The organism is Micromonospora sp. NBC_00617 (genome assembly GCF_045161355.1).
Taxonomy (GTDB): domain Bacteria; phylum Actinomycetota; class Actinomycetes; order Mycobacteriales; family Micromonosporaceae; genus Micromonospora.
The window spans coordinates 743452-763424 of sequence record NZ_CP107751.1 but is presented as its reverse complement, the minus strand read 5'-3'; the positions used below and the strand labels follow the sequence as shown (position 1 = coordinate 763424).

Sequence of the window (19973 nt, the reverse complement as noted above, 5' to 3'; positions counted from 1 at the left end):
GAGCACCAGGTATGACTATGCCCGCCTCGCCGGCACCGGCGCCCAGCCCTTCGGGGCCGGGCGCCGGGTTCGTGGTGCCCCCGACCGGCCCAGGCCGATGGGTCGTCGACGGCGCGCAGTGGGCCACACAGCGGCCGTCGTTGCTCGCCGTGGCCGCCGCCGGGCTCGTCGCCTACGTCGCGGCGCGCAACCTCCTCCAGGTGTGGCGGCACCGCCGGCACGCCGACGGCGCTCGGTTGGTCACGATGGCCCCGCCACCTGAAGTCGACCCGCACGGCGCCGCCGCCCTGTGGGCGAACCTCGCGGGAACGCTGACCCCGTCACGGCGGCGGCGTCTGCTCTACGGCAGTCCTCACGTGGCGTGGCAGTACACCTGGACCGGGCGGCAACTGCTCATCTCGGTATGGGTGCCCGGCACCGTGCCGCCCGGCGCTGTCGAGGCCGCGATCCGCGCCGCGTGGCCCGGCGCCGCCTGCATCACCGACGACACCGCCACACCCCCGATCCCCCTCGACGTACCGGCGGCGATCGGCGGGCACCTGCTGCCCACCGCCGCCGAATGGCTCGCCCTGAGCACCGACCACGACAACGACCCCCTGCGGGCGCTGATGTCCGCCGGGTCCCGGCTGCGGGCCGACGAGTACACCTGCGTGCAGGTCCTCGCCCGCCCCGCCACACCCCGCCGGGTCCTGCGCGCCCGACGGGCCGCCAGCCGGCTGCGCGACGGCAAGACCGCCGTACCGGCGATCAACCCCGCCGCCCCACCGCGGTGGCTCATCGAGCTGTTCCTGACAGCGCGCACCGGCGGGACCAGCCGTGCCGCCCCGCCGGCCGGGCGGCGGGACCCGGGGATCGAGCGGGACGTGCGGGCGATCCTCGACAAAACCTCCCACCCGCTGTGGCAGACCGCGATCCGCTACGCCGTTGCCAAGGACACCCAGCGCAGCGGCTCGAGCCCGCTGGAACGGCTTCCGCGGGGTGGCCGACACGATCGCCTCGTCGTTCGCGGTCTACTCCGGCCGCAACCGCCTCACCCACCGCACCCGCATGTCCGCGCCCCTGGAAGTCCTCGCCGGCCGGCGCCTCGGCTCAGGGTTCCTGACGTCCACACCCGAGCTGGCGGCGCTCGCGGCGCTGCCCCGCGACCTCGCCGTCCCCGGCCTCGACCGGGTCCGCGCGAAGTCCATGCCCACCCCCGTCGCCGTCCCCACCGGCAGCCGCGGCACGAAAGTCCTCGGCACCGCCGAGGTCGGCGGCCACGGCGTCGCCCTGTCCGTGCCGGATTCGCGCTATCACCTGCACGTGATCGGATCCACCGGCTCGGGGAAGACACGCTGCTGGTCAACATGGCCGTCGACGACATCAAAGCCGGCCGCGGCACCGTCGTCATCGACCCCCACGGCGACATGGTCCTGGACATCCTCGACCGGCTCCCCGCGAGCGTGGCCGACCGGGTAGTGCTGTTCGACCCCGACCAGCCCAACCCACCCACGTTGAACCCGCTGTCCGGCGATGACCCGGACCTGGTCGTGGACAACCTCGTGTCGATCTTCGGGAACATCTTCGCCAAGGCCCACCAAACGCTTTCCAGTCCGGCGAGCACCTGATCCGGCTCCAACCGGGTGACTCGACGACCGCCACCTGGGGTGTCCAGTTGCGCTGACTACGGCAATCGTCCCGCCGGCTCAGCGGTTCATCAGGTACGCCACCACGATCGCCGTGACCAGCGCCAGCGCGGCCAGCACCGCCGCGGTGATCTTGGCTGCGCTGTACGGGCGCTCGCCGATGACCTCGCCGGTCCGGGCGTTGACCAGCACCTGGTACGACCGGCCGGCGTGCAGGTACGCGGCGATCCACACCGGCAGCAAAAGCAGCTTGTAGGTCACGTCCGCGTAGGTGGTGTCCACGGAGTTGACCCGCTGCTCGTCACCGCCGATGTCCGACCGGCAGTCCCGCTCGATCACCGGCGCCATCCGGGCCTTCGCCTCGGCCAGCCCCGCCTCGGGCTCGGTGTCGTACCGCAGGGCGTGATAGCCGGCCAGGTAGTCCCCGTGGTACGCGACCGCCTCGGCCAGTGGCCACGGGGTCAACTGGTCCAGCCTCTTCTCTGGCAGGGTCGTGGTGGCGGGCACCAGCACGTCGTCGAAGTCCCGACGGACGGTGCCGCTCGCCGGGTACCACCGGGTGTGCCGGACCTGCCGGGTGCGCGTCTCCTGCCGACCGTCCACCGTCACCGTGTACGTCTCGGTGACGTAGTAGTACTCGCCGCGCTGCCCCTGGTAGTCCGACACCGTCCGCGCGTCGAACGTCCAGTGCGGCAGGTAGGTGCCCTTGAGGGTCTCCGCCTCGCTGATCTTCTTCAGGCTGTTCGGCGCGAACCAGCGGCTGCGGCACCACCGACCCAGGGCTGTGCACACACCCGGCTGATCCACCGTGAACGGCAGCACCGCCTCCGGCGCGACCAGCTCGATCGCCGCGGCGTCCGCCACCAGCGGCGTGGCGCAGAACTGGCAGCGCTGGGCGAGCGCGTCACTCTCGGTCCGGGCGCCACAGCCCGGGCACACGTAGGAGTACGCGCCGACGCTGGCCGCCGGCCTGCGCGGCCGCGCGAGCAGCCCGGCGTACGGGTACTCGCGCACCTCCCGGCCGGCACCGGCGATCTGCTGCTGGTGGCCGCAGTACGGGCAGCGCAGCATGGTCGTGCCCGGTGAGTACTCGACCCGGGCACCGCAGCCCCCGCACTGGTACGACGGTGGGGAGACGGCCGTGTCGCTCATCAGCGCGCCCTCCCCTTGGAGCGCCATGGCCCGCTCGCGTACGGCGTCATTGCGGCGGCAGCGGCGGTGGGACGGTGGCCAGCACCGACGCCAGCTCCGGCACCTGCGAGGCCGGCTGCCACTGCGCCAGGCCGGACCGCCACACCAGCGTGTCCGGGCCCAGGGTGCCCGCGGCCACCCGCTCGGCCAGCCCACCGAGGTCGAATGGGCCCTGCCGCTGGCCGGCGACGCCGACGTACCACTGCGACTGGTTTGGCAGCGGCGGCGGCTCGGTGGCGGCCGGCGGGGTGCCGGCGCCCGCCATGCCCCGGGCCAGCTGCTGGCCCGCGGCCATGCCCATGCCCAACCCGATGCCGGTCCCGGCGCCCCCGCCCGGGTTCTTCGCCGCCTCCTCCAGGGCGGTGGCCGCCTGGTAGCGGGTGAACCGGTCCAGGTCCCCGACGGCGCCCATGCTGGTCCGCTTGTCCAGCGCCCGCTCCACCTCCGGCGGCGCGGAAACGTTTTCGATCACGAACTTGGGAATTGCGATGCCGACATCGGCCAGTTCCTCGGTCAGCACGGCGGCCAGCCGCCGGCCGATCGCGTCCTGGTGTGCCGCCAGGTCAAGCAGCGGCACCCCTGCGGTGGCCAGCGCGCCGCCGAGCCGCCCCACGATGAGCTGGCGCAGGTATTCCTGCACCTCCTCGGTGCGGAACTGCGGATCGGTGCCGACCAGTTCCCGCAGAAGCTTCTGCGCGTCCACCACCCGCGCCGCGTAGGCGCCGAAGGCCCGCACCCGGACTACGCCGAACTCGGCGTCCCGCAGGATCACCGGGTTCTGGGTGCCCCATTTCATGTCGGTGAACTGCCGGGTGTTGACAAAGTACACCTCGGCCTTGAACGGCGAGTTGAAGCCGAACTTCCAGCCCTTGAGGGTGGACAGGATGGGCAGGTTCCGGGTCTCGAGCGTGTACGTGCCGGGCGCGAACGTGTCGGCGATCTGCCCCTCGTTGACGAACACCGCCGTCTGGGACTCGCGGACGATCAGCCGGGCACCCATCTTGATCTCGTTCTGGTACCGGGGGAAACGCCAGACGATCGTGTCCCGGCTGTCGTCCAGCCATTCCACGATGTCAACGAACTCGCCCCGGAGCTTGTCCATCAGCCCCATGGTGTTGCCCTTCCCCTCGCAGCCGGGGTCACCGGCGTCGCGGTGACGATAACAAGTGCCCACAAGGCGTACCTGGTCACGCTGTTGGCATCGACGTACCGCAGGGGGTGCCGGGTCAGGCAGGCGGAGCGCGGCCCAATGCGGTGAGATTGCCCGTGTCGGCTCGTGACCGGGCTGCTGCCGCCGGGCTGGGATGGACGGATGCCGCGCCCTATCAGCGGCATGTGCGTGCACCCAATCGTCGAGCGCGCTGGTAGCCGACCGAAGGAAGCACCGCCTGGGATTTTCGAGGACCATGACCTCGTCGGTCCGGAGGACGACGCGCTTGAGGAGATGGCCCGCTCGATGCGGCAGTACTGTATTCGTGGGCGTCGGGCTCGTGCAGCCTCACATCCGGGATCTCAGCTCGTCGACCTCGCAGCCTGGCGAGGACGGGTCGAAGCCGGGCTCGACCAGCCAGCGGACCGTCCGCAGGCTTCGCAACGACCACCACGCGCGGATCACGTCGAGGTCGACGTCGGTGCCGTAGCCGGCGACGACGTCGCCAAGGTGCTCCTCGTGTCCGAGCGTCAAGGTGGCGAGGTCGTACAGGGCATCGCCCTGGGCCGCCTCGGACCAGCCGATCAGGCCGGTGATCTCGTCAACGTCGACGAACACGTGGGTGATCTGCAGGTCGCCGTGTGTGAACACCGGTGTCCACGGCCGGAGCGCAGCCTCGGCAACCCGGCGGTTGCGCGTGACCAGGTCGGTGGGAAGGACGCCGTGATGACCTACTCGCATTCGCTGTCGAGGTGCGATGCGATCTCGTCGAGGCTCCAACCGGGCCATGACGGCAGCGGCGCGTCGTGCAGCGTTCGTGCGGCGGCACCTGCCGCGGCCCATGCCGCCGACGAGGCGGTTGACGGCTCGCCGAGGCGGCCGAGTGCCGTGTCTGGGAGGGCGGCGAGCGCGAGCACGGGCGGCTTCCGCCACAGGAGCTCCGGAGTCGGGATCGGCGCCGTGGCCATCGCCTCGACCTCGACGTCGGTGCGCGTCTGATCAGCGTCGATCTTCAGGAACACGTCACCGACGCGCAGGGTCGCGCGCTCGTGATGGGCGACGACGTCGCGAACCTCATGCCGTCGTTGGACTTCGACCACGTCGTCGCGAACCTGCCTGACGCGCGTCAGCCTGGTCTCCCCGGGCTCATGCTCGATGAGGTGCTCGCGGCCATGGAGTCGGTCGTCGATTCCAAGTCGGACGTTGAGGCCGCGCCGGTCCTGGTGGTCTGGGCTGAGTCGCTTCGAGAGCTTCGCGCATGGCTGCTCCGGCCCGCAGTGAAGGGCGTGACGATCAGCCTGGCCTACTTCCTGCTCACCACGTGGTGGATGCAGGTCAAGACAGAACACCCGGATATGGCCGGCGTCATAGAACCTCAGCTATGGACGGCAGTGGGGATTCTGGCGACCCTTGCGATAGGGGCAAAGAAGAAGTAGAGCTTCGCCCTGCCATCCCTACGCTCCTATGGATGTCAAGCTCCGTCGGCCGCCGTCTCGCCAGCGGAGCTTGACTCCTTCGTCCCGAAAGAATGATCAGCCGTCGATGAGCTGGGCGAGTGTCTTGGCTGAGCTGCTGAAACAGTCCGCCATCGTCCATGGGCGTCCGGCGTCGGCCGCCCCGGTCGTCACCCAGCTAGTCACTCGGTCCACGGGCGGGCTTCCGGCGTCCGTACCTGCGTGGGTTCTAATGGGCGCATGCCTAATCTCCCCACCCCCTCGCTTCTCTCCTACCTGCGGTTCCCTCTATGGATCCTCGTGTTGCCCTTGCTGCTGTTCGCTGGTCTTCCTACCCTGATGTTGGCCGGTCAAGGCGAGTTCGGCGCAGCGATCCTGGTGTTGAGCAGCAACGTCAACGCGATCATCCTCGGCCGGCTGCTCCTCGCTAGGAATCTCCTCGGGAGGGGAAAGGTGAAGCCCGAGGACTTGGCCTGAACGCGTTCACCAACTCGCCCCTCGCCTGCTAGCCATCCCGATGCTCCTATGGATGTCAACCCCGACCCCTTGACCCCCAGGCAACCAACACCACAGCGTGAGCTGCTGCCCTTTGGCCGTTGACCTGGCAACGCGGTCCGCCATCGTCCGTGCTCGTCCGCTGGCGTCCGCACCGATCGTCACTCCGTTAGTCACCCAGGGTCGCCCGCCTCGCCCACCCGCACAACATCCTCACGGGTCGCCCGCCATACATGCGGGGGCAACGCCTTGTTGAGCTACAAGCGCTCGCTGGATAGCAGTTGCCCGCCGCCGACCAGCATCGCCACGCCCGCCAATATCATCAACACCCCAAAGAACCTGTCGAACACGATGAAGAAAGCGCGGCGTCGAGCCAGTCGGTCATCTGTCCACCGGAAGGGACTAAGCGGGCGCACGATCTGCATCGATAGTTCTATATGCTTTGTCGCGATGCCGCGATAGTCACTCGCGAGGGCCGCTCCAATCACGATGAAGAGCACTCCCAACAAAAGCCCGAGCAAGACCCGCCACATCACGATGCCTCCGCCGAACGACTCCCGGGCAGCCCCGCTGACACAGCGAGACTAGACGACATCCTCAAGCCATCCCGTCTGCCGCCGACCCGCCCTCCTGGGGAGCGGGCCACCACCCGACGAATCCCACTCCGCCAACTGGTCCCGGATCACCCGCAGCATGTTCCAGCCGGGCACGAAGGACAGGTGGGTGACGGCGACGGTGGCCCGGTCCGCCACGTCAAGCGGATCTTGACGTACGGTCGGACTGTCAATCCCCTGGACTCGTGGAGGGCTCCGTTATGCGGCCTGGGCCTCCAGGGCGCGGGTCTCTGATCGTTCGTAGTCGATGGGTGAGCGCCAGTCGCAGACGGAGTGCCGGCGGCGTCGGTTGTAGAACTCGGTGATCCGGGTGGCGATCTTCAGGCGGGCTTCGGTGCGGGTGCGGAACGTGCGGCGGTGCACGTACTCGACCTTGATGGTGGAGAAGGTGGCCTCGGCGACGGCGTTGTCGAAGCACGACCCGACCCGGCCCATCGACTGGCGCACCTTCCACCGGGCGCAGGCGCGGACGAAGTCGGCCGAGGTGTACTCGCTGCCCCTGTCGCTGTGAAAGATCACCCCTTCGACGCTGCCGCCACGGGTGACGGCGGCCATGTTCATCGCAGCGACGACCAGCCCGGCGTCGTGGTGGGCGCCCATCGCGTAGCCGAGAATGCGACGCGAGTAAAGGTCGATGACGGTGGCCAGATAGAGCTTGCCCTCGTCGGTGCGGATCTCGGTCATGTCGCCGAAACAGGCGACATCCGGCGCCGGCGCGGTGAACACCCGCTTGATGGGGTCCGGCGCGGCCGGACGTTTGCCCGGGCGGGTCAGGCCCCGGCGGCGGCGCTTGATACGGGCGGCCAGGCCGAACTCGGCCATGAGCTGCGCGATCGTGTTGTCGGAGACCTGCCAGCCCTGCTCGCGCAGCTCGATGCCGATGCACGGGCTGCCGGAGGTGCCGCCCGAGTCGTCGAAGACCTTCGTGACCGCGGCTGCCAGTCGGGCACGCCGGTCATCGCGGGGCGTTGGCGGCCGGTCGCGGTCGAGTAGCCGGGAGGAGTTCCACCTCCCGGCTCTCGCAGATCCGTACGTGAACCTCTCGGTTCATACGGCTCTTGTCACCCTGGTCACCAGACAGCGGGGCCGGTGTTGACCCAGGTCCAGTGAGCGAAGAATCGGGGGTACCGCTCGGTGACCCCCTGCCACGCCTGCTGCGCCTTTCGGCGTCCCTTTAACCTCCGGTACTTCTTGCGGACCCAGCGCATCAGGTAGGCATTGATGCGTGTCAGGAGGGGGTACAGCGCCGACCGGTAGAAGGCGCCGTAGTAGTTCATCCAGCCCCGCACGACCGGGTTGATCTTGCGTGCGAGGTCGGCGAAGGACTGATTGGTGCGCTGGTGCAGTCGCCAGGACCGCACCTGCGCGCCGATCTTCTTCAAGGCGTCCCTGCTGATCGCGGGCATGAACGAGGTGAACATCTTCCCGTCCTTGTCCCGCGCTCCGCGTGGCTGGAAGGTGTATCCGAGGAAGGTGAACGAGGTGTGCTCATGCGAGCCACGTCGCTTGCCGTCCTTGCAGTACACGACCTGGTCTTGTCGGGGTGTAGCGCTCGAACCGGACCGTGGGGAACTCCCGAACCATCCACGTGTCGAACGCGTAGTGCAGGAACAGGTTGGCCAGCACGGGCGAGACCGCCGACCCCTGCGGGGTTCCACGGTCTCGATGCTGCAGGGTCCCGTCGGGCAGTTGCAACGGCGCTTCAAGCCACCGCTTCACATACAGCACCACCCACGGCACATCGGTGTTGGCCTGCACCGCCTTGACGACGAGGTCCCACGGGACGCTGTCGAAGAACTTCTGGATGTCCAAGTCGATCACCCAGTCGGTCTTCCAGCAGCGTTTCCGGCATGCAGCCACCGCGTCCAACGCAGACCGCCCAAGGCGGTAGCCAAACGAGTCCGGATGGAAAATCGCTTCGACCTTCCGTTCCAGCTCGCCCGCCACCACTGTCTGAGCGACCCGGTCGGCCACGGTGGGCACCCCGAGAATCCGGGTCCCTGCGCCATGCGACTTCGGTATCTCCACCGCACGCACCGGCGGCGGAAAGTAGGTGCCCGACGACATCCGATTCCAGATCTTGTAAAGGTTGTTCTTCAGATCCTTCTCGAACTCCTCGATGGCCACCCCGTCCACGCCCGGTGCGCCCTTGTTCGCCTTGACCTTCTCGAACGCCTCCTGAACCACCCACTTCGAAATCTCGAACGGTTTGCCTGACAATTTCAGCTCGTCCACGCGACTCCTCCCGAGCGCAGCCCGGTTGATCGAACGAACAACAGCCACGGATGACCCGGCCCCTTGGCTCCACTCCCATTACAGAAGCTTCATCGCTACTACGAGCCGGTCCGCCAGCAGGACCCGCGACGGTACTCACGCCCTCACGGTTTCAGCCGCTTGGGACACTCCCTCTCGCCCGCCCCTGCTCAGGCCGGACAGTGTCGGGTCCTGCCTTCTCACGTTCCACGCAGAAGCCGCAGATCAGGCTCGCGTCGCCTCCATGCCGGACACCACCTGGCCAGTCGGCGGGCTCCCGCCAGACTCATCCCGGGATCAAATGGACACCCCGGTTTCGATGTCACCTGTTGCTATTTCGACACGTCAGCAGCGATTCACTTGCGCTCGCCTTCCTGATCCCCACCTGACACGTCCAGCGCGCCTTTTCCACATCGCTCACCACGAACGGCATCCAGCCGCCGCAGCATGTGGTGGTTTGGAGCCTCCCCCGCAGGGCGACTCCGAAGGGCCAAACCTTCATCTCCTGCGCAGCACCGCTTCACGAAGATCTACCTACATCAAGCTCCCTTCCACGTTCGTGACACACCCATTTGTAGAACCACGACTCGGACACTCCGAGGGCCCGGCAGGCCACCGCGTGCGGCACGTCATGCTCGGTCCTCTGGGAAGCGATGAACCCGGCCACGCTCACCGGCTCGTCGCTTCCTTGACCCACAGGACCACGGATCGCTTGAGGACTCACGCTCCAACGCCAGCTCCGCGTTCTCCCGCCGCAGCCGGGCCAACTCCGCCCGTTCGTCCTCCGACAACTGCCCGGCAGCGGCCTCACCGCGAGTCTCGCGGTCCTTCTTCACCCAGTTCGCCAGGGTCCCGTCGTTGATCCCCAGGTCACGCGCGACCTGGGCGATCGACTTACCCGTCCCGCGCACGATGCGCACCGCGCCCGCCCGGAACTCCCGATCGAACTGGCGTCTCGTCTCAGCCATGAACCTCTATCCCCTCAAGCTCTGGCCTCCACGCTACGAGGGGAATGGCAAGCAGCTCCTGAGAACCGCCCGCCCGTCGCCCCGGCACCGCCGCCGGGGCGACGGGTCAGGCCGGCTCGGTGACGAAGTCGATGAGGCGTTCCATGGCGTTGATCAGGGGGGTTTCCACGTCGGCGAAGCTGTTCACCCGGGACAGGATGTGCCGCCACATGTCGGCCGGCTCGGCCACCCCGAGGGCCGCGCAGACCCCCTCCTTCCACGGCTGCCCCGGCGGCACGACCGGCCACGCCGCGATCCCCAGTGCCGCCGGTTTGACCGCCTGCCAGACATCCACGTACGGGTGGCCGGTCACCAGCACGTACGGCGAGTTGACCCGGGCCACGATGCGGCTCTCCTTGCTGCCCGGCACCAGGTGGTCGACGAGCACGCCGAGGCGTCGGGTCGGGCCGGGGCCGAAGTCGCGTACGTCGGCGTCCAGGTCGTCGATGCCGTCCAACGGCTCGACCACCACGCCCTCGATCCGCAGGTCGTCGCCCCAGATCCGCTCGACCAGGGCGGCGTCGTGGATGCCCTCCACCCAGATCCGGCTGGCCTTGGCCACCTGGGCGCGGACATTGTCCACCGCCACCGAACCGGACGCGGTACGTCGGCGGGCCGCCGGCACCGGCGCGCGGCTCGGGCGGCGCAACGTCACCGGACGGCCGTCGAGCAGGAACGCCGCGGGCAGCAGCGGGAAGTTGCGCCGCCGGCCGTGCCGGTCCTCCAGCACCACCGCGCCGGCCTCGAAGCCCACCACCGCTCCGCAGAACCCGGAGTCGGCGTCCTCCACCACGAGATCCGGTTCGGCGTCCACCTCGGGGGTGACCTTCCGCCGCCGCCAGTCCCCCGCCAGCACGTCCTCGCCGTATCGCCCCGCCATGTCGATCACGCTAACGCCCCCACCACCACCCCGCCCCCCGACACACCGCCCCAGCCCATCGATCAGGGAGTGGATTCGAAGCGGCCCAGGGTGCTCTCGACCGGCGCCGGCCAGACGGCGTCCTTGAGACCGAGGGCGTCGCGCAGGTAGGCCCAGGTGAGCCGCTGGATCAGAGCGACCCGCTCGGGGCTCTCGTCCAAGGCCGCGCCGCGGGCGAGGATCGGACGAAGGGGGCAGTTCGGGGCAGGCAGGGCGGCCGGAGCGGCAGTCGAGACAGGGCCACCGATGACCACGTACCCTTTCGGCATGTCCACCCCCGCAACGGGCGCGGCCACGCTTGCGCCGCGCCGGTCGAGCCGGTTCGTTGCCTGGGTGCGCGCGTGGCGTGCCGGGCTGGTGCCGTACGACGAGGTCGCCGACGCCATCGCCGGTGACGAGGAGCACCTCGTTGCGGACGCCCCCGGCACCTGGACCGACGTCCCGCTGGGCGCCGCGCTGCCCACCCTGGCCAAGCTCTCCCCCGACGAGATCCGGCTGGTGCTGCCCGCGCCGGGAGACCCGCGGGGTCTGCCCGGTCCCGGGGACTTCGCTGGCGCGGCACTGGTGGCGGGCGAGGCGGTGGTGGCCGGTGGGCTGGGTCTGATCCCGCAGGTGCGCAGCCACACGTCCGGCTCGGGGGACTGTTTCGAGACGGTGCTGTGGCGGGTGTACCCGCTGCCGGCCAACGCACCGGCCGCCTCGCTGTCGCTGCCCGGCGCCGCCGAGGCGGAGGCCGAGCTGGCCGCCGCGCTGGCCGAGACGACCGCCGCGCTGACCCGGCTCGACGTGGCCCAGTGGCGGCCCGAGTTGGCCGGAGCGCTGGCCGCGCTGCGCCGCCCGGACGGCGCCACCGATCTGCCACCCGGCTTCGACCCGCGGGCTCGCCGGCTCTTCGCCCGGGCCGCGGTGCTCGACCGGGTGCTCGCGCTGGCCGGGCACGCCGCCCCCGGCGGCGCGATCAACAACTACGAGGCCCAGCAGCGCGACGCCGCACTGCGCCCGCTCACCACTGCCTGCCGCCAAGCGCTGGTCGCCGCCTGCAACGCCCCACTACGCCCCTGACCCCCCTCCCCAGCCCGCCCTCCCCACCCCACCCCGCGTCGATCTTGCACTTTGTGTTGCGGCATAAGGGGCATCCCGGCCATGTCGGCGACAGTAAGTGCAAGATCGGCGAGAGCGGGGGCGCGCGGCGCGCAGCGCCGTCAGACCTCGTCGAGCAGGTCGGCGACCGAGTTGATGATCCGGGACGGACGGTACGGGTAGCGCTCCGCCTCGGTACGGCTGCTGATGCCGGTGAGCACCAGGATGGTCTCCAGCCCCGCCTCCAGACCGCAGAGGATGTCGGTGTCCATCCGGTCGCCGATCATCGCGGTGGTCTCCGAGTGCGCGTTGATGGTGTTCAGCGCGGAGCGCATCATCATCGGGTTGGGCTTGCCGACGAAGTACGGCTCCACCCCGGTCGCCTTGGAGATCATGGCGGCGACCGAGCCGGCGGCGGGCAGCGCGCCCTCCACCGACGGGCCGGTCACGTCGGGGTTGGTGCAGATGAACCGGGCCCCGTCGTTGATCAGACGGACCGCCTTGGTGATCGCCTCGAAGCTGTAGGTGCGGGTCTCGCCGAGCACCACGTAGTCCGGGGCGAAGTCGGTGAGCACGTAGCCGACCGCGTGCAGCGCCGTGGTCAGGCCGGCCTCCCCGATGACGTACGCGGTGCCACCCGGCCGCTGGTCGGCGAGGAACTGGCCGGTGGCCAGGGCCGACGACCAGATCGACTCCTCCGGCACGTCCAGGCCCATCCGACTCAACCGGGCCGTGAGGTCCCGCGGGGTGTAGATCGAGTTGTTGGTCAGCACCAGGAACGGCTTGCCGGAGGCGCGCAGCCGGTTGATGAACTCCGGTGCGCCGGGCACCGGCTGGCCCTCGTGCACCAGCACGCCGTCCATGTCGGTGAGCCAGCTCTGCACGGGCTTGCGGTCATGCATCGGTGCTCCCAGCGGACGTCGGACGGCGGGTCGGTACGCAGCACACGGTGGGGCAGGTGTCCCACATCGGCAGCTCGCCGAGGCGGCGACGCAGCTGCGCGCCGTCCGGGTCGGTCCGCTCGGTGACCAGCTCACGCACCATGGTCACGAACCGCGGGTCGGTGCCCGGGGTGCCGGCCCGAACGAAGTCCAGGCCGAGCTGCTTGGCCGTCTCCAGCGCCTCGGTGTCGAGGTCCCACACGACTTCCAGGTGGTCGGAGACGAAGCCGATCGGGCTGACCACCACGCCTGTGGTGCCGCCCTCGGCGAGGGTGCCCAGGTGGTCGTTGATGTCCGGTTCCAGCCACGGCACGTGCGGGGGGCCCGAACGGCTCTGCCAGACCAGGTCGTACGCCAGGTCCGGGGCGGCGGCAGCGGCCACCAGCGCGGCGGCCTCCCGCAGTTGCGCCTCGTACCGACCGCCGTGCGGGCCGGCGTTGGCCGCCATCGAGGTGGGGATGGAGTGGGCGGTGAACACCAGCCGGGTGGTGTCCCGCCTGGCCGGGTCGAGCTGGCCCAACGCGGCACGGACGGCGTCGACGTGCGGCTCGATGAAGCCGGGATGGTCCCAGAACTGGCGGATCTTCTCGATCACCGGGGCGTCCGGGCCGACGGCGGCGCGGGCGGCGGCGATGTCCTCCTGGTACTGCCGGCAGGACGAGTAGCCGCCGTACGCGCTGGTGACGAAGGCCAGCGCCCGGGTCACCCCGTCGTCGCGCATCTGCGTCACGGTGTCGGCGAGCATCGGGTCCCAGTTGCGGTTGCCCCAGTAGATGGGCAGGTCGAGACCGTGCGCGGCGAAGTCGGCACGGACGGCGGCCAGCAACTCGCGGTTCTGCTGGTTGATCGGGGACACCCCGCCGAAGTGCTGGTAGTGCTCGGCGACCTCGGCCAGCCGCTCGGGCGGCACGCCTCGGCCCCGGGTCACGTTCTGCAGGAACGGCATCACGTCCTCGGGCCGCTCCGGGCCACCGAAGGACACCAGCACCACCGCGTCGTACGCCATGAGGTCATTCTCGCCCCTCGGCCGCGACGGCCCCTGCTCCGGGGTCATCCACGGTGTTAGGAAGGGCCCCCTGCTCTACCGTAGGCGTTAACAGGGGGCCCTTCCTTGCAGCGTCAGGAACCGACGGCGTGGTAGCCGCCGTCGACGTGCACGATCTCGCCGGTGGTGGCCGGGAACCAGTCGGAGAGCAGCGCCAGGCAGGCCCGGGCGGCCGGCTCCTGGTCGGTGAGGCTCCAGCCCAGCGGAGCCCGCTCGGCCCAGGCCTCCTCGAACTGGTCGAAGCCGGGGATCGACTTCGCGGCGATGGTGCGCAGCGGTCCGGCGGCCACCAGGTTGCTGCGGATGCCCTGCTTGCCCAGGTGCATGGCGAGGTAGCGGGACGCGGACTCCAGGCCGGCCTTGGCCACGCCCATCCAGTCGTAGACCGGCCACGCCTTCGTGGCGTCGAAGGTCAGGCCGACCACCGCGCCGCCGGCCGACATCAGCGGCAGCGCCGCCATGGCCAGCGACTTGTACGAGTAGGTGGAGACGTGCAGGGCGGTCGCCACGTCCTCCCAGGGGGCGTCGAGGAAGCCGCCGCCGAGGCAGCTCTGCGGGGCGAAGCCGATCGAGTGCACGACGCCGTCGAGGCCGTCGACGTGCTCCCGTACCCGGTCGGCGAGGCTGGCCAGGTGCTCGGTGTTGGTCACGTCGACCTCGATCACCGGCGCGGGCTCGGGCAGCCGCTTGGCGATCCGCTCGACCAGGGAGAGCCGTCCGAAGCCGGTCAGCACGACCTGCGCGCCGTTCTCCTGGGCGAGTTTCGCCACCGAGAAGGCGATCGAAGCCTCGGTGATCACACCGGTGACGAGCAGCCGCTTACCGGCGAGCAGTCCGGACATGCAGGGTTTCCTCCGTACGTTGTCGAAGCGCTGGTCAGTGGCCCATGCCGAGGCCGCCGTCGACCGGGATCACGGCGCCGGAGACGTACCCGGCGCCGTCCGAGGCCAGCCAGGTGACCACGGCGGCCACCTCGTCCGGGCTGGCCATGCGGCCGGCCGGGATGGACTTGCGGATCTCCGCCTTGCGGTCGTCGCTGAGGCTGGCGGTCATGTCGGTGTCGATGAAGCCGGGCGCCACCACGTTCGCGGTGATGTTGCGGCTGCCCAGCTCACGGGTGATCGAGCGGGCCACGCCGACCAGGCCGGCCTTGCTGGCGGCGTAGTTGACCTGACCCGCGCCGCCGGAGAGACCCACCACCGAGGAGATGAAGATCATGCGGCCCCACTTGGCCCGCAGCATCTTGCCCGAGGCCCGCTTCGCGACCCGGAACGCGCCGGTGAGGTTGGTGTCCAGCACACCGGTGAACTGCTCCTCGGACATCCGCAGCAGCAGGGTGTCGTCGGTCATGCCGGCGTTGGCGACCACCACCTCGACCGGACCCAGCTCGGCCTCGACGGCGCTGAACGCGGCGTCGATCGAGGCCGCGTCGGTGACGTCGGCGCGCACACCGAACAGCCCGTCGGGGGCATCGCCGCTGCGGTGGGTGACCGCCACCCGATCGCCCTGCTTGGCGAAGGCCTGCGCGATGGCCAGGCCGATCCCCCGGTTACCCCCGGTCACCAGCACGGTACGGGCCACGGTTCCTCCTTGCGAATGGTCAGCACGGACGCGTCGGAGCCTAGGCGTTACCGGTAGGTAAGCGCTAACGGGAGCCGCATCACACCGTGGTACGACACGAGGATCAACCCCTGGTGGCACGCCCCGTGACGGGCTCGGCCCGTAGCCTCCGGGTGGTGAACCGGCAACCGATCGCCGTGGCCCTGCGGGCGCTGCGGCAGACCCTGTGGGGCCCGGACGCCCCGCCCGGTCGACCGCTGCTGGCCCGCTTTCCCCGGCTGGCCCGACCCGCCGCCCCGGTCGGGCTGCTCGCCGCGCTCGGCCTCTTCTGGATCACGCTCACCGTGGAGAGCAACTGGGGTCTGCCGGCGCCGATCGCGGTGCTGTTCGCGGCGATGACCGTGGCGCCGCTGCTGGCGCTGCCCCGACGTCCGCTGCTGGCCTGGCGGCTCACGGTGCTGGCCCTGCTGCTGTGCACGTTCAACGCGCCGGCCGACCTGCCCGGACCGTGGACGCCGCCGCTGGCGCTCGGGTCGGTCGCGGTGGTCGCGGTGGTCATGGCGCGGGTCGACCGGCCGGTGCTGGCCTGGGTGGTGGCGATCACCGCGGTGCCGGTGCTCACCCTGGTGCGCCCGGAGAACCGGGCCGCCGTCCTGGCGCTGCTCGGCGCGCTGGCGATCGTCGGTGACCTGATCCGGCGCAACCGGCTGTCCCGGCGGGCGCTGGCCGCGCAGACCGAGCTGAGCGAGCGGGAGCAGGAGCGCCGCGCGGTGCTGGAGGAGCGCACCCGGATCGCCCGCGAGCTGCACGACGTGGTGGCCCACCACATGTCGCTGATCGCGGTGCAGGCCGAGACCGCGCCGTACCGGCTGACCGACGTGCCGGCGCCGGCGGCCGCCGAGTTCGCCGCCATCGCCGGCTCGGCCCGTGACGCGCTGACCGACATGCGGCGGCTGCTGGGGGTGCTGCGCAGCGAGGCCACCGGCCCGCAGACCGCTCCGCAGCCCGACCTGACCGACCTGGGCCCGATGGTGGACGCGGCCCGCCGCGCCGGGCTGCCGGTGACGCTGGACGTCGACCCGCTGGGTGACGGGCGGGTGCCCGCGCCGGTCGGGCTGGCCGCGTACCGCATCGTGCAGGAGGGGCTGGCGAACGCGGCCCGGCACTCGGCCGGCGCCGCGGTGCGCGTCACCGTCCGCGCCCGTCGATCCGGTCTGGGAGTACGCGTCGAAAACTCCCCGGCCGACGCCCGACCGACCGCCGACGGCAGTCCGGGGCACGGGCTGACCGGCATGCGGGAGCGGGCCACCTCGCTGGGCGGTACGTTCACCGCCGGGCCGCTGCCCGACGGCGGTTACGCGGTGGCGGCCGAACTGCCGTACGAGGCGGAGAGCGGAGACGCATGATCAAGGTGCTGATCGCCGACGACCAGGCGATGGTCCGGCAGGGCTTCGGCGCGTTGCTGGCCGCCCAGCCGGACCTGCTCGTGGTGGGTGACGCCGCCGACGGCGCGCAGGCCGTCGCCGCCACCCGCCGGCTCGACCCGGACGTGGTGCTGATGGACGTGCGGATGCCGGTCATGGACGGGTTGGAGGCCACCCGCAAGCTGCTGGGCGACCGCTCGGCGCAGCGCCCCCGGGTGCTCATCCTCACGACGTTCGACCTGGACGACTACGTGTACGAGGCGCTGCGGGCCGGCGCCAGCGGCTTCCTGCTCAAGGACGCGCCGGCGGCCGACCTGGTGCAGGCGGTGCGGGTGGTGGCGGCCGGGGACGCGCTGCTCGCCCCGGCGGTGACCCGCCGACTGATCGCCGAGTTCGCGGCCCGCCCGGACCACCGCCGACCCCGCCCGACCGACCTGGCCGGGCTCACGCCCCGCGAGACCGAGGTGCTGCGGTTGATCGCCCGGGGTCGCAACAACGCGGAGATCGCCGGTGACCTGGTGGTGGCGGAGCAGACCGTGAAGACGCACGTGGGGCGGATCCTCGGCAAGCTGGGGCTGCGCGACCGGGCCCAGGCCGTGGTGCTGGCGTACGAGACGGGTCTGGTCGCCGCCGGCGAGTAGCCCCACAGGACCAGCCGCGAAACGGCTCCCCGGTGCGACGCCCGCGACCCGTGCGCCCCCGCACTCTCCCTCCGGACGACATACCCGGAGGGAGAACGTGATGCGACGACGAGGTGCCGCCCGCTTCGCACTGAGCGCACTGCTCGGCGTGAACCTGGTCCTGCCCGCTCGGCCGGAGCCGGTCGCGGCGGCGGGATTCGTCGAGGCGTACCCGGTCACCGCGGCGGCGATGCGCGCGGCTGGCCCCCCGTACGCGGACTGGGCGGCCGACGGACGCCGGTTTCTGCTGTTCGACGAGCGCGGTGACGGCCGGGCCGTGGAGGTGATCGGCGACCTGGCCGGCGCGGACCGCATCGCGGTGTTGGTGCCGGGGGTGGGCAGCACGCTGACCGACTTCGACCGCGGGTTGGGCGGGGTGGCCCGGCGGGCCCCGGGGGTGCAGGCCACGCAGCTGTACGGGCAGCTGCGGTCGGCCGACCCGACGGCGCGGGTCGCGGTGCTGGCCTGGCTGGGCTACGACCCGCCCGACGGGGTGGTGACCGCGGTCAGCGACGCCAGCGCTCGGCGTGGGGCGGTCGGGCTGGCCCGGCTGCTGCGGGAGCTGGCCGCACGTCGTCCCGCGGCGACGATCACGGTGATCGGGCACAGCTACGGGGCGTTGGTGGCGGCGCTGGCGGCGACGCACGCCCCGGCGCAGGTCACCGACGTGGTCAGCCTCGGTGGCGTCGGCGCTGGGGTGCAGCGCGCCGCCGACCTGCGTGACGGACTGCGGTTCTGGGCGGCCGAGGCGCCGTCGGACTGGATCCGCCGGGTGCCACCGCTGCGGCTGCCCGGTCTCGGCTACGGGCGTCGACCCGGCGATCCGGCGTTCGGCGCCCGGCCGCTGCCGGTGGACGGGGTGGCCGGGCACGACAGCTACCTGGCGACCGGCAGCGCCACCCTGGTCGCGGTCACGGCGGTCGTGCTGGGCGCCGGCCCGGTCGAGGACGCCCGGTGAGCCGCGACCGCACGGTCGACGCGCTGCGGGCGTACGCGATCGGTCAGGTGGTGCTCGGGCACTGGCTGGTCACCGCTCTGGTGCTGGCCGGCGACGGCGGGCTGCACCAGGCCAGCCCGCTGACCACGCTGCCCGACCTGCGCCCGGTGACCTGGGTGTTGCAGACGCTCGGCCTGTTCTTCTTCGCCGCCGGCTTCGGCTCGGCCCGCTCGCTGGCCCGGCACCGGGGCGGGACGGGTCGCTGGCTGGCCCGCCGGTCACGCCGGCTGCTGCTGCCCACGGTGGCGCTGCTGGGTGCCGGCGCCGCCGTGCTGCTGGCCGCCACCGTGGCGGGCGCACCCGACGACACGCTCGCCGTCGGGCTGCGACTGGCGGTCAGTCCGCTCTGGTTCCTGGTGCCGCTGCTGCTCCTGGTGGCGGTGAGTGGCCCGCTGCGCGCCGCCGTACGCCGGTGGGGGCTGGCCCGCTGCGTCGTGCCGGCGGTGGCCGTGGTGGCGGCGAGCGACGTGGCGGTCCGCCTGCTGCCGGACGGCGTGACGGTGGCACCGGTCAGCGTGGTGGCGGCCTGGGCGGTGCCCTACCTGCTGGGCCTGGCGTACGCCGACGGGCGCCTGGCCGGGCGGCGGACAGCCGGCCTGCTGGCGGCCGGTGGAGCCGCGGCGCTGGCCGTGCTGCTGGCGGTGGGCTACCCGGTCAGCGCGGTCGGAGTGCCTGGGGACGGGGTGTCCAACCTGAACCCGCCGTCGCTGCTGGCGGTGGCGTTGGCCCTCACGCAGGTCGGGCTGGGACTGCTGGCCCGGCCCGGCTGGGAACGGTTGCTGGCCCGACCGTTGCCGGGCCGGGCGGTGACCGTGGTGAACCACAACGCCGTGCGGATCTACCTGTGGCACCAGCCGGTGCTGGTCACGGTGACGGCGCTCACCGCCCGGGGTGGCCTGGCCCTGCCCGGGCTGCACACCGCGCCGGACGGGCCGACGTGGGTGCTGGCCCGGTTCTGCTGGCTGCCCCTGCTCGCCGCGGTGCTGGTCACCGTCGTGCGCACGGGCCGCCGGCAGGGGTCGACGGACGGCCCCGACCGGTGGCGTCGGCCGGGCGGTGGAGCGGTCGCCGACCGGTCGGCCGAGTGCGTCCCGACACCGGCCCAGGTGTACGATCATCGACGTTCCGGCCCGGTCGACTTGCAGGAGGTGATCGCTGTGCGAGATAGCGATCCTCCTAGTCGTGGCCGGGCCGATGGTCAGCCCCGCTGAGCCACGACTCAGTCTGGCGAGCTGACCCCGCTCCGCTCCCCCACCGCCTCGGCTGACGCCAGGCGCGTGTGCCGCGCCGTCCGGTTTCACCGGACGGTCGCCGGGAGCCGCCCGGTCACGACTTCGTGTGCGCGTCCCCACCCCCTGCGGTCCGCCCCCGCACGCGGACCGTCCAGCCGCCACTCGGAGCCGTCCATGAGCCGCTACGTCGCCCCGCTGGGCTTCACCCTCGCCGCCGTCTGGGTGGCCGTCGTCTTCGTCCTGGCCGGCGGCGGTCACTGACCACCGCCGGCCCGTTCTCTTTCCTGGTCGTCCGCCGCCCTGTCT

22 protein-coding genes and 2 pseudogenes are annotated in these 19973 nt (G+C 71.3%); 8 read left to right on the top strand and 16 right to left on the bottom strand.

Annotation, left to right across the window (positions count from 1 at the left end; all coding sequences use genetic code 11):
• Positions 1-11 precede the first annotated feature (11 nt).
• Positions 12-1574: pseudogene (locus tag OG505_RS03570) on the top strand (type VI secretion protein); the annotation flags it as partial.
• Between the two features lie 111 nt (positions 1575-1685).
• On the opposite strand, the gene OG505_RS03565 reads toward OG505_RS03570, so the two are convergent.
• From OG505_RS03565 to OG505_RS03550, 4 genes are all read right to left on the bottom strand, one after another.
• Positions 1686-2777, bottom strand: coding sequence for a hypothetical protein (locus tag OG505_RS03565; protein WP_405430936.1), 1092 nt, complete (start codon positions 2775-2777; stop codon positions 1686-1688).
• A gap of 46 nt (positions 2778-2823) precedes the next feature.
• Positions 2824-3918 carry an SPFH domain-containing protein gene (locus OG505_RS03560; protein WP_405430934.1) on the bottom strand — a complete coding sequence of 365 codons (1095 nt, stop codon included), beginning with the start codon at positions 3916-3918 and terminating at the stop codon, positions 2824-2826.
• A 396-nt stretch (positions 3919-4314) separates the two neighbouring features.
• Positions 4315-4809 (bottom strand): phosphotransferase, encoded by a 495-nt coding sequence (locus OG505_RS03555; protein ID WP_405430932.1) that lies wholly within the window; start codon positions 4807-4809, stop codon positions 4315-4317.
• A complete protein-coding gene (locus OG505_RS03550) occupies positions 4698-4988 on the bottom strand; it encodes a hypothetical protein (protein ID WP_405430930.1) in 291 nt (96 codons plus the stop codon). Before OG505_RS03550 ends, OG505_RS03555 begins: the two co-directional genes overlap by 112 nt.
• 30 nt (positions 4989-5018) lie before the next feature.
• Between OG505_RS03550 and OG505_RS03545 the strand changes: the two genes are divergently transcribed.
• Both OG505_RS03545 and OG505_RS03540 read left to right on the top strand, forming a co-directional pair.
• Entirely contained in the window at positions 5019-5402 is a 384-nt protein-coding gene (locus OG505_RS03545) for a hypothetical protein (protein WP_405430929.1), read from the top strand.
• A 258-nt stretch (positions 5403-5660) separates the two neighbouring features.
• The gene (locus tag OG505_RS03540) at positions 5661-5897 is read left to right on the top strand and encodes a hypothetical protein (protein ID WP_405430927.1); all 237 of its coding nucleotides are present in this window, start codon (positions 5661-5663) and stop codon (positions 5895-5897) included.
• A gap of 275 nt (positions 5898-6172) precedes the next feature.
• Here the strand turns inward: OG505_RS03540 and OG505_RS03535 are convergent, their stop codons facing one another.
• From OG505_RS03535 to OG505_RS03500, 8 genes and pseudogenes are all read right to left on the bottom strand, one after another.
• Positions 6173-6451 carry a hypothetical protein gene (locus tag OG505_RS03535; RefSeq protein WP_405430925.1) on the bottom strand — a complete coding sequence of 93 codons (279 nt, stop codon included), beginning with the start codon at positions 6449-6451 and terminating at the stop codon, positions 6173-6175.
• Between the two features lie 48 nt (positions 6452-6499).
• Entirely contained in the window at positions 6500-6667 is a 168-nt protein-coding gene (locus OG505_RS03530; RefSeq protein ID WP_405430924.1) for a hypothetical protein, read from the bottom strand.
• Between the two features lie 60 nt (positions 6668-6727).
• A pseudogene (locus OG505_RS03525) lies at positions 6728-7501 on the bottom strand (IS3 family transposase); the annotation flags it as partial.
• Positions 7502-7599: 98 nt separating this feature from the next.
• Positions 7600-7950, bottom strand: a complete 351-nt coding sequence (locus OG505_RS03520) for a group II intron maturase-specific domain-containing protein (protein WP_405430923.1) — start codon at positions 7948-7950, stop codon at positions 7600-7602.
• A gap of 67 nt (positions 7951-8017) precedes the next feature.
• A complete protein-coding gene (locus tag OG505_RS03515; RefSeq protein WP_405430921.1) occupies positions 8018-8764 on the bottom strand; it encodes a reverse transcriptase domain-containing protein in 747 nt (248 codons plus the stop codon).
• Positions 8765-9411: 647 nt separating this feature from the next.
• The gene (locus tag OG505_RS03510; protein WP_405430919.1) at positions 9412-9750 is read right to left on the bottom strand and encodes a transposase; all 339 of its coding nucleotides are present in this window, start codon (positions 9748-9750) and stop codon (positions 9412-9414) included.
• A gap of 106 nt (positions 9751-9856) precedes the next feature.
• Positions 9857-10669, bottom strand: a complete 813-nt coding sequence (locus OG505_RS03505; protein WP_234588486.1) for a DUF3097 domain-containing protein — start codon at positions 10667-10669, stop codon at positions 9857-9859.
• A gap of 62 nt (positions 10670-10731) precedes the next feature.
• Entirely contained in the window at positions 10732-10869 is a 138-nt protein-coding gene (locus OG505_RS03500) for a hypothetical protein (protein WP_405430917.1), read from the bottom strand.
• A 106-nt stretch (positions 10870-10975) separates the two neighbouring features.
• On the opposite strand from OG505_RS03500, the gene OG505_RS03495 reads away from it, so the two are divergent.
• Positions 10976-11770 carry a hypothetical protein gene (locus OG505_RS03495; RefSeq protein ID WP_039908695.1) on the top strand — a complete coding sequence of 265 codons (795 nt, stop codon included), beginning with the start codon at positions 10976-10978 and terminating at the stop codon, positions 11768-11770.
• Between the two features lie 140 nt (positions 11771-11910).
• Here the strand turns inward: OG505_RS03495 and OG505_RS03490 are convergent, their stop codons facing one another.
• The 4 genes from OG505_RS03490 to fabG all read right to left on the bottom strand — a co-directional run bounded on the left by OG505_RS03490 (position 11911) and on the right by fabG (position 15355).
• Positions 11911-12690 carry an HAD-IIA family hydrolase gene (locus tag OG505_RS03490; RefSeq protein WP_234588479.1) on the bottom strand — a complete coding sequence of 260 codons (780 nt, stop codon included), beginning with the start codon at positions 12688-12690 and terminating at the stop codon, positions 11911-11913.
• Positions 12683-13735, bottom strand: coding sequence for a ferrochelatase (locus tag OG505_RS03485; RefSeq protein ID WP_405430915.1), 1053 nt, complete (start codon positions 13733-13735; stop codon positions 12683-12685). Before OG505_RS03485 ends, OG505_RS03490 begins: the two co-directional genes overlap by 8 nt.
• A 113-nt stretch (positions 13736-13848) precedes the next feature.
• Complete coding sequence (gene fabI / locus OG505_RS03480) at positions 13849-14616, bottom strand: enoyl-ACP reductase FabI (protein ID WP_405430914.1); 768 nt, start codon at positions 14614-14616, stop codon at positions 13849-13851.
• 34 nt (positions 14617-14650) lie between these two features.
• Entirely contained in the window at positions 14651-15355 is a 705-nt protein-coding gene (gene fabG / locus OG505_RS03475; protein WP_405430912.1) for a 3-oxoacyl-ACP reductase FabG, read from the bottom strand.
• A 155-nt stretch (positions 15356-15510) separates the two neighbouring features.
• Here fabG and OG505_RS03470 point away from each other — a divergent pair, with 155 nt between their 5' ends.
• From OG505_RS03470 to OG505_RS03455, 4 genes are all read left to right on the top strand, one after another.
• The gene (locus OG505_RS03470) at positions 15511-16740 is read left to right on the top strand and encodes a sensor histidine kinase (RefSeq protein WP_405430911.1); all 1230 of its coding nucleotides are present in this window, start codon (positions 15511-15513) and stop codon (positions 16738-16740) included.
• Entirely contained in the window at positions 16737-17399 is a 663-nt protein-coding gene (locus tag OG505_RS03465; RefSeq protein WP_405430910.1) for a response regulator, read from the top strand. Before OG505_RS03470 ends, OG505_RS03465 begins: the two co-directional genes overlap by 4 nt.
• Before the next feature lie 100 nt (positions 17400-17499).
• Positions 17500-18396, top strand: a complete 897-nt coding sequence (locus OG505_RS03460) for an alpha/beta hydrolase (protein WP_405430909.1) — start codon at positions 17500-17502, stop codon at positions 18394-18396.
• Complete coding sequence (locus tag OG505_RS03455; RefSeq protein ID WP_405430907.1) at positions 18393-19646, top strand: acyltransferase family protein; 1254 nt, start codon at positions 18393-18395, stop codon at positions 19644-19646. Before OG505_RS03460 ends, OG505_RS03455 begins: the two co-directional genes overlap by 4 nt.
• Positions 19647-19973: the final 327 nt, after the last annotated feature.

What these genes read in the sequence shown, in the direction of transcription:
- OG505_RS03520 (WP_405430923.1), bottom strand. Translation starts at nt 7,950, where the DNA reads ATGTTCACCTCGTTCATGCCCGCGATCAGCAGGGACGCCTTGAAGAAG.
- OG505_RS03510 (WP_405430919.1), bottom strand. Translation starts at nt 9,750, where the DNA reads ATGGCTGAGACGAGACGCCAGTTCGATCGGGAGTTCCGGGCGGGCGCG.
- OG505_RS03555 (WP_405430932.1), bottom strand. Translation starts at nt 4,809, where the DNA reads ATGGGCCGCGGCAGGTGCCGCCGCACGAACGCTGCACGACGCGCCGCT.
- OG505_RS03495 (WP_039908695.1), top strand. Translation starts at nt 10,976, where the DNA reads ATGTCCACCCCCGCAACGGGCGCGGCCACGCTTGCGCCGCGCCGGTCG.
- fabI (WP_405430914.1), bottom strand. Translation starts at nt 14,616, where the DNA reads ATGTCCGGACTGCTCGCCGGTAAGCGGCTGCTCGTCACCGGTGTGATC.
- OG505_RS03545 (WP_405430929.1), top strand. Translation starts at nt 5,019, where the DNA reads ATGGGCGACGACGTCGCGAACCTCATGCCGTCGTTGGACTTCGACCAC.
- OG505_RS03485 (WP_405430915.1), bottom strand. Translation starts at nt 13,735, where the DNA reads ATGGCGTACGACGCGGTGGTGCTGGTGTCCTTCGGTGGCCCGGAGCGG.
- OG505_RS03460 (WP_405430909.1), top strand. Translation starts at nt 17,500, where the DNA reads ATGCGACGACGAGGTGCCGCCCGCTTCGCACTGAGCGCACTGCTCGGC.
- OG505_RS03560 (WP_405430934.1), bottom strand. Translation starts at nt 3,918, where the DNA reads ATGGACAAGCTCCGGGGCGAGTTCGTTGACATCGTGGAATGGCTGGAC.
- OG505_RS03490 (WP_234588479.1), bottom strand. Translation starts at nt 12,690, where the DNA reads ATGCATGACCGCAAGCCCGTGCAGAGCTGGCTCACCGACATGGACGGC.
- OG505_RS03540 (WP_405430927.1), top strand. Translation starts at nt 5,661, where the DNA reads ATGCCTAATCTCCCCACCCCCTCGCTTCTCTCCTACCTGCGGTTCCCT.
- OG505_RS03505 (WP_234588486.1), bottom strand. Translation starts at nt 10,669, where the DNA reads ATGGCGGGGCGATACGGCGAGGACGTGCTGGCGGGGGACTGGCGGCGG.
- OG505_RS03565 (WP_405430936.1), bottom strand. Translation starts at nt 2,777, where the DNA reads ATGAGCGACACGGCCGTCTCCCCACCGTCGTACCAGTGCGGGGGCTGC.
- OG505_RS03465 (WP_405430910.1), top strand. Translation starts at nt 16,737, where the DNA reads ATGATCAAGGTGCTGATCGCCGACGACCAGGCGATGGTCCGGCAGGGC.